General features: G+C 73.2%; 11 protein-coding genes. 4 read left to right on the plus strand and 7 right to left on the minus strand.

Annotated features, from left to right (window positions below):
- Positions 1-500 (minus strand): thiamine pyrophosphate-binding protein (locus GTW08_RS22245; protein WP_346009953.1); only part of this gene is annotated, 500 nt, incomplete at its 3' end.
- Between the two features lie 117 nt (positions 501-617).
- Here GTW08_RS22245 and GTW08_RS22250 point away from each other — a divergent pair.
- Positions 618-2,093, plus strand: coding sequence for an MFS transporter (locus GTW08_RS22250; RefSeq protein WP_073577012.1), 1,476 nt, complete (start codon positions 618-620; stop codon positions 2,091-2,093).
- Between the two features lie 3 nt (positions 2,094-2,096).
- On the opposite strand, the gene GTW08_RS22255 is transcribed toward GTW08_RS22250, so the two are convergent.
- From GTW08_RS22255 to GTW08_RS22270, 4 genes are all read right to left on the minus strand, one after another.
- Positions 2,097-3,425, minus strand: coding sequence for an MFS transporter (locus tag GTW08_RS22255; RefSeq protein ID WP_073577011.1), 1,329 nt, complete (start codon positions 3,423-3,425; stop codon positions 2,097-2,099).
- Between the two features lie 66 nt (positions 3,426-3,491).
- Entirely contained in the window at positions 3,492-4,694 is a 1,203-nt protein-coding gene (locus tag GTW08_RS22260) for an MFS transporter (protein ID WP_073577010.1), read from the minus strand.
- Between the two features lie 43 nt (positions 4,695-4,737).
- On the minus strand, positions 4,738-5,307 hold the full coding sequence (locus GTW08_RS22265; RefSeq protein WP_083658903.1) for a hypothetical protein: 570 nt from the start codon (positions 5,305-5,307) through the stop codon (positions 4,738-4,740).
- A 28-nt stretch (positions 5,308-5,335) separates the two neighbouring features.
- Positions 5,336-6,337 (minus strand): glycosyltransferase, encoded by a 1,002-nt coding sequence (locus tag GTW08_RS22270; RefSeq protein WP_161152466.1) that lies wholly within the window; start codon positions 6,335-6,337, stop codon positions 5,336-5,338.
- A 257-nt stretch (positions 6,338-6,594) separates the two neighbouring features.
- Between GTW08_RS22270 and GTW08_RS22275 the strand changes: the two genes are divergently transcribed.
- The gene (locus tag GTW08_RS22275; protein WP_073577007.1) at positions 6,595-7,485 is read left to right on the plus strand and encodes an ATP-grasp fold amidoligase family protein; all 891 of its coding nucleotides are present in this window, start codon (positions 6,595-6,597) and stop codon (positions 7,483-7,485) included.
- A gap of 1,192 nt (positions 7,486-8,677) precedes the next feature.
- Here GTW08_RS22275 and GTW08_RS22280 read toward each other — a convergent pair.
- On the minus strand, positions 8,678-10,108 hold the full coding sequence (locus GTW08_RS22280) for a lipopolysaccharide biosynthesis protein (protein WP_139282917.1): 1,431 nt from the start codon (positions 10,106-10,108) through the stop codon (positions 8,678-8,680).
- 310 nt (positions 10,109-10,418) lie between these two features.
- On the opposite strand from GTW08_RS22280, the gene GTW08_RS22285 reads away from it, so the two are divergent.
- A complete protein-coding gene (locus tag GTW08_RS22285) occupies positions 10,419-11,564 on the plus strand; it encodes an FAD-dependent monooxygenase (RefSeq protein ID WP_253068418.1) in 1,146 nt (381 codons plus the stop codon).
- Between the two features lie 133 nt (positions 11,565-11,697).
- A complete protein-coding gene (locus GTW08_RS22290; RefSeq protein ID WP_073577003.1) occupies positions 11,698-12,951 on the plus strand; it encodes an FAD-dependent monooxygenase in 1,254 nt (417 codons plus the stop codon).
- 22 nt (positions 12,952-12,973) lie between these two features.
- On the opposite strand, the gene GTW08_RS22295 is transcribed toward GTW08_RS22290, so the two are convergent.
- Positions 12,974-14,455 carry an amino acid permease gene (locus GTW08_RS22295; protein WP_202417541.1) on the minus strand — a complete coding sequence of 494 codons (1,482 nt, stop codon included), beginning with the start codon at positions 14,453-14,455 and terminating at the stop codon, positions 12,974-12,976.
- Positions 14,456-14,740 lie beyond the last annotated feature (285 nt).

Raw genomic sequence — 14,740 nt, forward strand, 5'->3', positions numbered from 1 at the left:
CCCTCCGACCAGGACACGTCGGCCGGCAGCACCAGCGTCGCGACCTGCCCGCCGCGCTCGCCGGTCGCGGCGAGGGCGCGCATCGCGTCGGCGGCGACGTCGCGGACGTCGCCGCTGGTGTGCACCCACCCGGACACGGTCCGCGCCACCGCGGTGATGTCGGACTCCAGCGGCGCGTCGAAGCGGACGTGGTCGGTCGCGTGCCCGCCGACCACGCACAGCATCGGCGTCCCGGCCCGGCGGGCGTTGTGCAGGTTCGCCAGCCCGTTGCCCAGCCCCGGCCCGAGGTGCAGCAGCACCGCCGCCGGCTTCCCGGCGATGCGCGCGTAGGCGTCGGCGGCACCGGTCGCGACGCCCTCGAACAGGGCCAGCACCCCGCGCATCTCCGGCACCGCGTCGAGCGCCTGCACGAAGTGCATCTCCGAGGTCCCCGGGTTCATGAAGCACACGTCGACCCCGGCCGCGGTGAGCGACCCGACCAGCGCCTCGGCGCCCCTCACGACCGGTTCCCGATCTCTTCGGTCCACATGGTCGGTGAGTCCACACGATGTGACGCGTGTCCGCAGGACCCGGGTTCGAGTTGCGGCCCGCATCGCCAGGACGCGGAATGAGGGACTGTGAGCGACGACCGCACCGCGCCCGAGGCGTACACCCCCGACCCGCGACGCTGGCGGGCGCTGTCGGTCTGCCTGGTCGCCGGGTTCATGAGCCTGCTCGACGTCAGCATCGTCAACGTCGCGCTGCCCGCCATGCAAGCCGGCCTGCGGGCCTCGGCGGCGCAGCTGTCCTGGATCGTGTCCGGCTACGCGCTGACGTTCGGCCTGGTCCTGGTCGCGTCCGGGCGTCTCGGCGACGACCGCGGCCGCCGTCGCATGTTCGTCACCGGCCTCGCCCTGTTCACCCTGACCAGCGCGGTCGCCGGGTTCGCGCCGAACCCGGAGGTGCTCGTCGCGGTCCGGCTGGTGCAGGGCGTCGCGGCCGGGCTGCTGTCCCCGCAGGTCGTCGGGTTCATCCAGGACCTGTTCCGCGGCCCGGAGCGGGGCACCGCGTTCGGCATGTTCGGCGCCGTCGTCGGGATCTCGACCGCGGTCGGCCCGCTGCTGGGCGGGCTGCTGCTGTCCTGGGCCGGCGACGCCGACGGCTGGCGCTGGGTCTTCTTCGTCAACATCCCGATCGGCGTCGCGGCGCTGGTCGCGGCGTTCCGGCTGCTGCCCGCCGACACCGTGACCACGGGGGAGCGGCGCCCGCTGGACCTGGGCGGCTCGGTGCTGCTCGGCGTCGCCGTCGTCGCGCTGATGCTGCCGCTGGTACTCGCCGAGCGGGACCCGGCGTCGGCGCCGTGGTGGCTGGTCTCGGTCTCGGTCGCGGCGCTGGCGGCGTTCGTGGCGTGGGAGCGTCGGGCCAAGCGCGTCCACGGTCACCCGCTGATCGACTTCGCGCTGCTGCGGACCCGCAGCTACGCCGTCGGGGCCTCGCTGGGCACCGTCTACTTCGCCGGGTTCACCTCGATCTTCTTCGTGCTCACCCTCTACCTGCAGAACGGGCTGGGCTACACCCCGCTGCAGACCGGGCTGACGATGACGGCGTTCGCGCTCGGCTCGGCCGTCACCTCCGCACTCAGCGGGCGCCTGGTGGCGCGGTTCGGGCAGCCGATGATCGTCGTCGGGCTGGCGACGGTGATGGTCGGGCTCGGCGTCACCGACCTCGTCCTGGCCGCGACCGCGCACAGCCCGTGGACCGGGCTCGCGATCGCCGGGCCGCTGCTGCTCGCCGGGGCGGGCGGCGGGCTGGTGATCGCGCCGAACCAGACCCTCGCGCTGTCGGAGATCCCGCACACCTCCGGCGGCACCGCGGGCGGGGTGCTGCAGACCGGGCAGCGGATCGGGACGGCGATCGGGCTGTCCGCGGTCGGCGCGGTGTTCTTCGGCAGGCTCACCGCGTCCGGCGGGGACTGGGCGGACGCCATCTCGCACGGCCTGCTCATCACCGTCGGGCTGGTGGCGCTGGCCCTCGTGCTCGGGGTCACCGACCTGGTCGCGGCCCGGCGTGCCCGCGGACGGGGCACGCCGGTGACCGCGACCGGCGGACGGTAGGGGTCAGGTCCTGGCGACGGCGGCGGCGTCGTCGCGCAGCCCCGACCGCAGCGTCTCGGTCATCAGCCACGAGCAGACCATCGACACCAGCGCGATCCCGACGACGTAGCCGGCGACGGCGTAGAGCGACCCGGTCAGCGCGACGAGCGCGGTGCACAGCAGCGGCGCGAGGCCGCCCAGGATCGACGCGATCTGGTAGGCCAGCGACGCCCCCGAGTACCGCATGCTGGTGGAGAACTGCTCGGCGAAGAACGCCGACTGCGGCCCGTACACCGCCGAGCGCGCCACCTGCACGACCAGCCCGCCCAGCAGGAACAGCCAGATGCTGCCGGTCGACACCAGCCAGAAGTACGGCACCGCGAACACCGCGAGCAGCGCCATCCCACCGACGAACATCGGACGACGCCCGATCCGGTCCGACAGCAGACCGAACGCCATGATCAGCGGGATGTCCGACAGCGACAGCACCGAGTTCGCCGCGAGGATCGTCGTGCGGTCGTAGGACAGGGACTGCGTCGCGTAGGTGACCAGCCAGACCGAGGAGACGTAGAACGTCGAGTTCGTCGCCAGGAACGACCCGGCGGCGAGCAGGATCTCCTTCGGGTAGGTGCGCAGCGCCTCCAGCACCGGCATCCGGTTCGCGGCCTTCTCGTCCATCGCCTGCCGGAACACCGGCGACTCGTGGACGCCGAGCCGGATCCACATCCCGACCCCGATCAGCGCGATGCTCGCGAGGAACGGCACCCGCCAGCCCCACGCCAGGAACTGCTCGTCGGTCAGCGTCGCGGACAGCACCGCGAACGTCGCCGTCCCCAGCACCAGGCCCAGCGGCACACCGACCTGCGGCCAGCTGCCGTAGAACCCGCGCCGGTGCGACGGGGCGTGCTCGACAGCCATCAGCGCCGCACCGCCCCACTCGCCGCCGACGCCGAACCCCTGCAGGAACCGCAGCGTCACCAGCAGGACCGGAGCCCAGACCCCGAGCGTGTCGTAGCCGGGCAGCAGACCCATCCCGACGGTCGCCGCGCCCATCATGAGCAGCGAGTAGACGAGCATCGGTTTCCGGCCGACCCTGTCGCCGAAGTGCGCGAACACCGCCCCGCCGAGCGGGCGGGCGATGAACCCGACGGCGAACGCGCCGAACGCGGACAGGGTGCCGGTGACGGGGTCGACCGACGGGAAGAACACCTGGTTGAACACCAGGGCCGCGGCCGTGCCGAAGATGAAGAAGTCGTACCACTCGATGGTGGTGCCGACCAGGCTGGCGGTGGCGACCTTGCGAGAGGACCGGAGTGCGGGTCCCGGCGGCGCCGGCGGGACGGTGGAGGACATGCGCCCTGACGCTAAGGGGTCGTCCGATTCGTGTCGAGACGCACGAGTGATCCGATCTGCCTGTGCTCAGGCCCGGGTGCGACGGGTGGAGAGCACCCCCGCGACGAGCACGACGACCAGCCCGGCCACCGGGACGACCAGCAGCCCGGCCCTCAGCGACGTCGCGTCGGCGACCAGCCCGACCACCGGCGGCGACACCAGGAACCCCACCCGCATCAGCCAGGTGACGATCGTCAGCCCGGTCCCGGGGGCCAGCCCCGGCAGGTGGTCGGCGGCGGTCATCGCGGCCGGGACGAGCGTCGCCACCCCGAACCCGGCGAGACCGAACCCGGCGACGGTCCCGGGCACCGTCGGGAACGCCAGCGCGAGCCCCATCCCGGCGAGCACCAGCCCACCGCCGGCGCGGGCCACCGCGCGCTGGCCGAACCGGTCGACCATCCGGTCACCGATCAGCCTGCCGACGAACTGGCAGCCCTGCAGCGCCACGAACCCGAGGCCGGCGACGGCCGCACCGGCCCCGAGCCCCTGCAGGTACACCGCCGCCCAGGTGGCGCCGGAGTCCTCGACCAGGGTGCCGGAGATCGCGACCAGCCCGAACACGGCGAGCAGCGCCACGGTGCGGGGGCAGAGCCCGGTCCACGGCCCCCGCGGCGGTGCACCGTCGGCCGCGTCGGGGGCCGGGCGGTCGTCGCCGTCGGCGCCGCTCAGCAGCAGGGGGTACACCGCGACGGCGATCACCACCGACAGCAGCGACGAGAGCCCCAGGTGCACCGGCAGCGCCAGCCCGGTCCCGGCGGCGGCCGAGCCCATCAGCCCGCCCGCGACCGCTCCGACCGACCAGAGCGCGTGGAACCCGTTGAGGATCGACCGGCCGTAGCGGCGCTGCACCCGCAGCCCGTGCGCGTTCTGCGCGACGTCGACGACGGCGTCGGACGCCCCGACCAGCAGCATGGCCGTGGCGAACAGCGCCCAGGACGGTGCGAACCCCACCAGCACGACGCCGAGCGCGATCACCGCCATCCCGAACGAGGCCACCTTCGCCGAGGTGAACCGGGCGATGAGCGGGCCCGCGGTCAGCCCTGCCAGCAGCGCCGCGAACGGCATCGCGGCCACCGCCAGCCCGAGCTGGGTGTTGGACAGGCCGAGATCGGCCTTGATCTGCGGGAAGCGGGGCAGCAGGTTCGCGTAGACGAGGCCGTTGGTGAGGAAGACCAGGGCCACCGCCGCCCGGGCCCGTCGTTCCGTCCGGCCCGCCTCGACTGCCACCACGGACCCATCATGCGCCGACCGGCCGGCACCGGGGGGCCGCGGGTCAGTTGTGGCGTTCCAGCAGCCGCAGCACCGCCCGTCCGACGGCGACCCGGGTGCGGTGCTCGCCGGCGCCGCGCGGGATGCAGCGCAACCCGGCCGCGACCGTGTGGCCCTCTTCGAAGGCCCGCACCACGCACGGGTCGACGTAGCTGCTGCGGGCGACGGCCGGGGTGTCGCCCAGCGCCCGGGCGACCCGGCACGTCGTGGCGGCCTCGGCCCGTTCCAGCGCGGTCGCGGACAGCCCGGCGCCACCGGCCCAGCCGTGCTCGGCGAACGCGACCGCGCCGACGACGGTGGCGTTCCGGGTCCGCAGGTCCTTCGCCGTGTGCGCGGCGTCGGTGAGCGACCGGACGTGGTCGTCGGCGTCGTCGTAGCCGACGGCCCGGATGTGGTCGCGGTCCCGCTCGGAGAGCCATACCTCCCGCCAGGCGGACGGGATCACCAGCTCCTCGATCCGGGCCCGCACCGGCGCGGCGACGGCGGCGCCGGTCGCGTCGTGGTAGCTGAACCCCCGTCCCCGACGACGGCGGGTGAGGCCGCCGCGGTACGGGATCGCCCTGGTCGGTCGCACGCCGGGGGACACCCGCCGCGCGCCGGGATCATCCCCGCAGCGAGTTGATCCTCACCGCGGTCCGCAGCGCTCCGGACATGCCCTTGTAGGCACCGTTGCGGGCGGTGTCACGGACATTGCGCAGCTGCGCGCGACGCTCGCGGCCCGCGCTGCTCCAGGCCAGCAGCGACCGGCCCCACGAGTCCTTCGCGAGTTCCGTCGCCCCGGCCTCGCGGGCGAGCAGCGCCCACCGGTCGCCGAAGTCGTCCAGCCCGTCGCGGTAGGCGAACACCGCGGGCCGGACGTAGGCCATGCCCGGGTGCCGGCGGCCCATCCGGGGGGCGTAGTCGGCGATGACCTTGTCCAGGCACTCGAACCGGCGCTGCCGGTTGGAGCTGATCGACCCGGTGCGCATCAGGCGCATGTCGAGCAGCCAGCGGCGGGTGCCCCACATCAGCGGGTAGTTCGAGCCGGCGGCGATCCGCAGCCACATCTCGAAGTCCACCGCGGAGGGCAGCGAGCAGTCGAAGCCGCCGACCTGGTCGAAGCAGGCCCGGCGGATCATCAGCGAGCTGCCGTTGTGCGGCGGGTTGTTCTCCACCAGCTGCTTGTCGATGTCGACCTTGCCCGACGGCTGCCAGCGCAGCGCCACGACCTGCCCGGACTCCAGCATCACGCGGGTGTGGCAGTACGCCATCCCGACCCCGGGCGGGGCGGTGTGCATGGTCTCGAGCATGTGCGAGAGGAACTCGGGGTGCCAGCGGTCGTCGCCGTCCAGGAACGCGACGAAGGGGGCGGCGCTCTCGGCCAGGGCACGGTTGCGCGCGGCACCCGAGCCGCCGTTCTCCACCTGGATCAGCCGCACCCGCGGGTCGCGCTCGGCGCGCGAGCGGACGACGTCGGCGGTGTCGTCGGTCGACCCGTCGTCGACGACGAGGTACTCGAACCGGGACTCGGTCTGCGCGAGCACCGAGTCGATGGCCTCACCGATCCAGGGACCGACGTTGTAGGCGGGGGTGATCACGGTGACGAGAACGTGAGGGTTCCGCACGATCGGCACAGTCGCCAGCTCCTTCCGGGGTGCGCCGGTCTTCGGCGCCGTCGGCCCCGCATTCACCGTAGGGGGTGACGCAGAGCATTCGGCACGCCCTCGACCGAGGCCGTGCTGCGGGCATTCCTCGCGAATGGCAACGAGCGTGCGCACTGTTGGTGACGTCCGTGCGGCATCCGAGGTTGCCCCGGGCGCCGGGCCACCCGGTCCGGGGCCGGTGAGCCGGGTGGTGGGAGAGGGTCGCTATCGTCCGGAGAATGTCGTTCGACGCACGGGTGATGCTGTCCCGGCGGCTCCGGTTCCTGCCGCACCGCGCCTTCGCGATCGCCCACCACGCCCTGTTCCAGGGGGAGCTGACGACGTTCCGGCGGCCGCGGACCTGGTCCCAGCTGCTCGCGAAGAAGAACCTCGACGACCAGCCCGAGCTGGTGCACGTCACCGCGGACAAGTACGCCGTCCGGGACCACGTCGCCGAGCGGATCGGGGCCGAGCACCTCATCCCGCTCATCCAGGTGGTCGAGCGGCCCGAGGACCTCGACCTGGAGGCCCCCGCGGGTCCCTACGTCGTCAAGGGCACCCACGGCTGCGACATGACGATCCTGGTGCGCCACCCGGCCGCCGCCGACCACGCGAAGATCCGCTCGACGGTCGCCCGCTGGCTGCGCACCGACTTCTTCACCCACGGCTGGCGCGAGCGCCCCTACGAGGGGCTCACCCCGCGCGCCGTCGTCGAGGAGATGATCGGCGACGGCACCAAGCCACCCGCCGACTACAAGTTCTTCGTCTTCCACGGCGAGCCGGCGATGGTCGTCATCGACCAGGACCGCTTCGTCGCCCACACCTCGACGATGCTGCACCCGGACTGGGTGCCGTTCCGGATCTCGGGGCGCTTCTCCCAGGCGGACGCGTTGCCCGAGAAGCCCGCGTCCTACGAGCGGATGCTGGAGATCGCCCGCGCGCTGGGCAAGGACTTCACCTTCGCCCGCGTCGACCTCTACGACGTCGACGGGCACGTCTACTTCGGCGAGATCACCCACAACCCGGGCGGCGGGCTCGTCCGGCTGCGGCCCCGCGCCTTCGACCGGGCGCTGGGGAACCTGTGGCGCAACGGGACCCCGATCCCGGAGAAGTTCATCCAGCGCTCCTGACCGGGCGCTCCTGACCGGGCTCTCGGGCGCACCCGGGCTCGCGTCTCTCCCCGGGTCTCGTACGGGCCCCGGACTTCGCCTCCACCGGGGCCTTCGCGCGTATCCCCGGGCCGGTGCACCCGGAGGGCCCGCGCGCCCACCGGGCTCCGCGTACGCCCGGACTCGTGCACCCGCCGGGCCTCGCATGCGTCCCGGCCCGTGCGTTCCACCGGGCGCGCACCCACCCGGGTCCATCCCTACGCCGGGTCCCCGCACCCGCCGGGCGTGCGCGGACCGGCCTCGTCCATGCACCCGGCTCGTCCACTCATCGAGCTCTCGCGCAGCCCCTCGTCCTGCGCCGCCCTCGCCGCCGCACACTCTCCGCCCGACCCGTCCGCCGCGCCGAGCCCCGACGACCCCGCGGCGACCCGCCGCCGGCCGCGGCACCCCACGCGACGGCCGCCGTGCGTCGTCGCGGGTCGCCGCCCCCATCCACACCCCGTCGCGGGCGGCCACACCCCCGGCAACAGGTGTGCCGCCCACGCCGGTCCCGAGGTGCCTTCCTGGCGGTCGTCGGAGCGGAACCGGGATGCGGGCCGCGGAGAGCGTGCGAGGACGGCGCCCGCCGCCGATCGATCAGTACCTGAGCGTTGCCGACGCCTGGTCGGACAGCGCTCACGTACTGATCGACAGGTCTGTCTCGCACGTCGTCCGGTGGGGCGCTCCTCGGTGCGTGGGTGAGGACCACCCTCGTCGCGCGGGGTGCGATTCCGTGGGGTGCGGACGACTGCGGGGTTCGGCAGGGCGCACGGCCGCATCGCTGCAGCCGACGAGGTCCCCCACGCGACCTGCCGCACCCCTCACGAGGTCGTCGCACCCCGTGCGGCGGGTGCGACGACCTCGTCCGAGGTGCGACAGGACCGCCGGGCCGGGGGCCGGCGTGCCGTGCTGTGCCGCGGCGCAGCCTCGCAGCTGTGGTCGCCCGCGAGTGGAAGCGCTGGTGGCCATTGCCCCGGGTGGCCGGCGGACCGTGGGCCGGTCTGTCGCCCGGAAGCCCGGAGTTCGCTGGACCGGACCTCCGGAAGCCGGAAGGTCGGGTGAATCGGAGCCCCGGAAGCCCGGAGCTCGGTGGATCCGTGCCCCGGGACCTCCGGAGCCCCGAGGCTCCGAGCCCCTGAGCCGGAGGGAGCGCCGGAGCCGGCAGGACCGCGGATCAGTCGCGGACGCGGGGGAACTCGTGGGTCCGTGCCTCCGGCCCGCCGATGGGCCGGGTGTCGTCGTCCCGGGCGAGGGGATCCGGGCCGTCCGGGCCGGCGGTGCCGCCGTCGCCGGGCGGGTGCGGCGGGACCGGCTGACGCAGCCAGCGCACCACCGACGGCAGGAAGACGATCGCCAGGACCAGCTCGCCCGCGAGCCACATCCAGCCGACGGCGTCGACCCCGAGCATCGGGGCGAGCAGCGGGATCCCGCCGAGCACGATCGCGCAGTGCACGAGCTGCTGCACGGCCAGGGGGAAGGTGCGGTTCGCGAGCCGGGACTTGGTCATCCACATCGTCACGATCACGCGCGGGAACATGGACACCATCAGCAGCTGCAGCAGCGTCGTGGAGTTCTCGACGTACTGCGGCCCGTAGAACCACAGCAGCAGCGGGGCGGCGAGCGCGATGACCAGCGAGGCGGGCCACACCAGCAGGCAGATCCGCCGCAGCACCGCCCGGGCGAACACGTGCGCGTGCGCCGGGTTCCGGGAGCCCTCCACGACCAGCGCCGAGGTGATCGCCATCGACAGCATGCTCATCGCGAGGAAGACCGTCTGGGCCGGCAGCAGGTAGGCACTGGCCGCCTGGCTGATCGTCATGACCACCAGCACCGGCAGGAACGACGACATGGCCTGGTTGAACACCTGGCCGAGGTAGTCGCCGCCCATGTAGCGGGCGAGCGTGGCGCGGTCCGGGGCGCCCGCGTCGTCGCGGTCCGCGGTCTCGGCGGTGTGCCGGGGGAGCAGCCGCCGCGAGATCAGGAGGGTGAACGGCACCAGCAGCGCGATGACCGGCGCGCTCCAGGAGGTGAACACGCCGTCGGACACCGAGGTGAACGCGACGACCACGAGCAGCCCGAGCTTCACGACGCCGTAGACGCCGTTCTCCAGCACCACCCACATCGCCGAGCGCAGCCCGGTCAGGACCTGGTCCTGCAGGTTGAAGATGGACCACGCGGCGGTCGAGACCACGAACCACGCGGCGAAGCCGGGGGAGACGTGCAGCGGGTCGCCGGGGGCGTAGGCGACGTGGCAGTAGGTCATGACCGCGGCCGAGCCGACGACCGCCATGGCGGCGCTGATCCCGTACGCGAGCCGCACCAGCGACCGTGAGTCGCGTCCGGCCGTCGGGAGGAAGCGGATGAGGGCCTGACCGAAGTTGAGCGAGGTCAGGACCGATATCAGCATCATCAGGTTGACCATGGCGTTGCCACGGCCGACGTCCTCGGTGCTGAACACGCGGGCGGCGAAGACCCAGTAGAGCAACCCGAAGCCGGAGTTGACGACGGTGTTGAGCATCAGGGCGTACGCGTTGCGGTAGAGCGGGTTGCCCATCTCGCGGCGGACCGAGCGGACCCGGCCGGCGACCATCTCCCCGACGCTCATCGCGCGCACCACCGGACGGCGGCGCGGGACGTCCCGCTGAGTGCGTGCACACCACCACGCTAACCAGGTGTCGACCACCCGGGTGCCAGGGGGAGGGGCCCCGGACGGCCCGTCACCGGCCGGGGTCGGACCTCCCGGACATACACACCCCGTCGTGGCGCGCAATCGCTGCGCTACGGTGCATCCTTTCCGGTGACCTGATGAACCGAAGGGGGCTCGCGTGCGTATCGCCTGCGCGGGTGGGGGGCCGGCCGGTCTGTATCTGGCGGTCCTCGCCAGGCTCCGGTCCGGTGGACGCGACGAGGTCGTCGTGCACGAACGCAACGAGGCGGGGCGGACCCACGGGTTCGCCGTCACCTACGGCGAGGACATGCTCGACGACGCGTTCCGCAACGATCCGGCGGGAGGCGAGGCGCTGCGCCGTGCGTCCCGGCTGTGGAACGCACAGGAGATCCGGGTCGGCGACCACCGCCCGGTGCACGTCGGCGGCAAGTACGGCTACGCGATCGCCCGCGTCGACCTGCTCGACGTGCTGGCGCGCCGGGCCGAGCAGCTGGGCGTGACGATCGAGTACGGCTCCCCGGTGGACCGCGCGGACCTCGACGCCGACCTGGTCGTCGCCTCCGACGGCGTCGGCAGCCGGATCCGCACCGCGCGCGCCGAGCACTTCGGCACCACCGTCGACGAGGGGACGAACCCCTACGTCTGGCTCGGCGCCGACAGTGACTCCGACACCTTCGTCTGGGACTTCCAGCCGACCGACGCGGGCTGGATGTGGATCCACCTCTACCCCTCGTCGAACGGGGTCAGCACCTGCATCGTCGAGTGCGAGCCCGACACCTGGGAGGCGCTGGGCCTGGACCACATGTCCGGGGCCGAGGCCGTCCGGCTCGTCGAGTCGGTCTTCCACCGCACGCTGGCCGGCCGCCGGCTCATCGAGCCCCTCGGCGGGCTCGGGGACAAGCCGTGGCTGCGCTTCCGCGAGGTCCGCAACCGGACCTGGCGCGACGGCGACCTCGTGCTGGCCGGCGACGCCGCGCACACCACGCACTTCGGGATCGGCTCGGGCACCGTGCTGGCCATGCAGGACTCGATGGGTCTGGTCGACGCCCTCTACGGCGTCGCCGGTCAGACGGCTGCGGCCGACCTGACCTGCCCGAACGGCCGCGGCGCCGCGCTGTCGGCCTACGACGCCCGCCGGCGTGCGGAGATCGGCCCGATCCAGGACGCCGCCCGGCGCAACATGCAGTGGTTCGAGCAGGCCGGACGCCAGCTCGAACAGGTCACCGACCCCGTCGAGTTCGCGTGGTCGCTCACCGACCGCCGGGGCGACATGGGCCGCATCCACCGCACCCTGCACCGCGCCACCCAGGTGCCCGCGCTGCGGCAGGTGCGGCGCGGTCTGACCACCGCCCGCCGCGTCCGGCGGTCGGCCCTGCGTGGTCGGCAGAGCTGAGTCCGGTCGCGAAGCCGCTTGCCGCCGGCATGCGCACCGTCACCGATCGTGATCGGACCCGGTGTCCACACAGGTCCGCCACGTTCGTAGGGTCGTTGCGTCCCAGCTCGATGACATCCGATGGAGGTCCGGTGTGAAGATCGTGGTCGTCGGTGGTGGACCGGCCGGTCTGTACTTCTCGATCCTGGCCCGGCTGCGGTCGGGCGGTCAGGACGAGGTCGTCCTCGCGGAGCGCAACGGTCCCGGCACGGCCTCCGGCTTCGCGGTCACACTCGGTGAGGACATCCTCGACGAGCTCTTCCGCACCGATCCCCTCGGTGCCGAGAAGGTGCGGGCCGCGGCGCACGTGTGGGACTCCCAGGTCGTGGAGGTATCCGGGCGCCCGGTGCACCTCGGCGGGCGCTACGGCTACTCCATCGGCCGTGCGCGACTGCTGGAGGTGCTGGCGGAGCGGGCCCGCCAGGTCGGCGTGAAGCTCATGTTCGACACCGCCGTCGCCGCCGACGGTGACACCGCACGCGACCCGCTGACCGCGGACGCGGACGTCGTCGTCGCCGCGGACGGGGTCGGGTCCGCGATCCGCGCCGCCCGGGCCGACGTCTTCGGCACCCGGGTCGCCCACGGCGCCAACCGCTACGTGTGGTTCGGGACGAGCAAGCCGTTCCGGCCGTTCACCTTCGCGTTCGAGAAGACCCACGCCGGCTGGATCTGGTTCCACGCCTACCCTGCGGCGGACTGCGTCAGCACCTGCATCGTGGAGTGCACGCCGGAGACGTGGACGGGCCTGGGGCTCGACACGATGGCGCCCGACGAGGCCATGCGGATGCTCGAGGGCGTCTTCGCCCGCTCGCTCGACGGGCACTCGCTGATCGCCCCGCCCGGCATGGGGTCCTCGCCGTGGCTGCAGTTCCGCGAGGTCCGGAACATGTCCTGGCGCGACGGCAACATCGTTCTCGCCGGCGACGCGGCGCACACCACGCACTTCGCCATCGGCTCGGGCACCGTGCTCGCGGTCGCCGACTCGATCGCGCTGGCCGAGGAGCTGTACCCGCGTGGGACCCGCGGCACCGACGACGTCGAGGCCGCCCTCGCCGGTTACGACGCGCGTCGCCGCGCCGCGATGGCGCCCATCCAGCGGATGGCCCGGGCCAGCATGGAGTGGTTCGAGACCGTCCCGGAGAGCCTCGAGGGCGCCGACGACGCGCTGGCCTTCTCCTGGTCGCTGCTCGACCGCCGGCACGACCAGGGCCGGCTCAACGAGCGTCTGCACCGCGCGACGCAGGTCGAGCCGGTCCGTCAGGTCCGTCGCAGGCTGACCGCGGCCCGCCGGGTCCGCCGGGCGCTGGCCCGCGGGGAGATCACCCCCCGCGAGGCCCTGCAGCGCTGACCCGCGGCCCGGCGGGGCCGGCTCAGGCCCGGTCCCGCCCGGCCCCGGAACCCTCTCGTTCCTCGCGGGCGAGGAACGAGTGCTTCCGCCCGTAGACGGCGTAGACGACCAGGCCGAGCAGCAGCCAGCCGACGAACCGGATCCACGTGTCCAGGTTCAGGTTCAGCATCAGGTAGAGGCACGCGATCGCGGTGATCGCCGGCACCACCGGCGAGAACGGCACCGTGAACGGCCGGTCGAGGTCGGGGCGGGTCCGGCGCAGCACCGGCACCGCGATCGCCACGATGATCATCGCCGAGAGCGCGCCGATCGACACCATGTCGGCCAGTGCGGTGATCGGGGTGAAGGCCGCGATCACCGCGCAGACGACACCACCGACGATCGTCATCCGGTGCGGGGTACCCCACGTCGGGTGCGCGGTGCCGATGGCCTTCGGCAGCAGGCCGTCGCGGCCCATCGCGAAGCCGATCCGGCCGATCGTCACGAGCTCCACCATCATCACCGAGGTGAGGCCGGTGACCGCGCCGAGCGCGATCAGCGCGCCCACCCACGGCAGCCCGACGCCGGCGAACGCCGACGCCAGCGGGGCGCCGGTGTCGATCTCGGTGTAGGGCACCATCCCGGTGAGCACGATCGAGACACCGACGTAGAGCACCGCGCAGATGGCGAGCGCGCCGAGCAGGCCGATCTTCAGGTCGCGGTCGGGACGCTTCGCCTCCTCGCCCAGGTTCGCCAGCGCCTCGAACCCGGTGTAGGCGAAGAAGACCACCGCGGCCGCGGTGAGCATGCCGCCGACGCCGAACACGGTCGGCGCGAGCCCGAACACCCCGGAGATGATCGGCTGGGTGAACACCGAGCCGCCGTCCTCGGGCGCCTGCGCCGGCGGGATGAACGGCTGCAGGTTCGCCGGGTCGATGTAGAACACGCCCACGGCCAGGATCAGCACGCAGACCGCGAGCTTCACCAGGACCAGCAGGTTCGTCAGCCGCGCCGACTGTTGGATGCCCGCGACCGCGACGACCGTCAGCACCGCGATGATCAGCACCGCGCCGATGTTGACCGTCGCGTCCTCCCCGAACCACGCCGTCGGCAGCCCGAACAGTGACGCCAGGTAGCCGGACCAGCTGCGCGAGACGACGGCGAGGCCGAGGCCGAACTCCAGCAGCAGGTCCCAGCCGATGATCCAGGCGAAGACCTCGCCGAGGGTGGCGAAGGCGTAGGTGTAGGCCGAGCCCGCCGTCGGGACCGAGGAGGCCAGCTCGGCGTAGCAGACGGCGGCGAGCCCGGCGACGACCGCGCCGATGAGGAACGACAGCGTGACGGCGGGGCCCGCGTGCTGCTGGGCCTCGACCCCGGCGAGGGTGAAGATGCCGGTGCCGATGATGATGCCGACACCGAATCCGACCAGGTCGCGGGCCTTCAGCGTGCGCTTGAGCGGTGTCCCGTGTCCGTCGGCACCCCCGTCGCCGTGCTCGCTCCGGGCCAAGATCCGTTCCACCGGCATCGTGCGCGTCCAGCCCACTCCGCCACCCCCACTCGTCGTCGGTCGACCGGTCGTTGCGTGACGGTATGACGCCGGGTGACGACGCGCCGCACGAGGTGCGACGACGATCCTGATAATCCCGTGTGAACGTTCTGTTCTCCCTGTCCGAGTCGGCCACGGTCGGGGCACGATGTCGGTCGTGGGCAACCGACCGGGTGCCCACGACCGGAGGAGCCGTGGCGGAGCGGAGGCCGGGACGCCGACGGTCCCGGGCGGCCCGGGGGGCGGTGCTCGCCGTCGTCGCCG

This window comes from Pseudonocardia sp. SID8383 (assembly GCF_009864975.1).
Taxonomy (GTDB): domain Bacteria; phylum Actinomycetota; class Actinomycetes; order Mycobacteriales; family Pseudonocardiaceae; genus Pseudonocardia; species Pseudonocardia alni.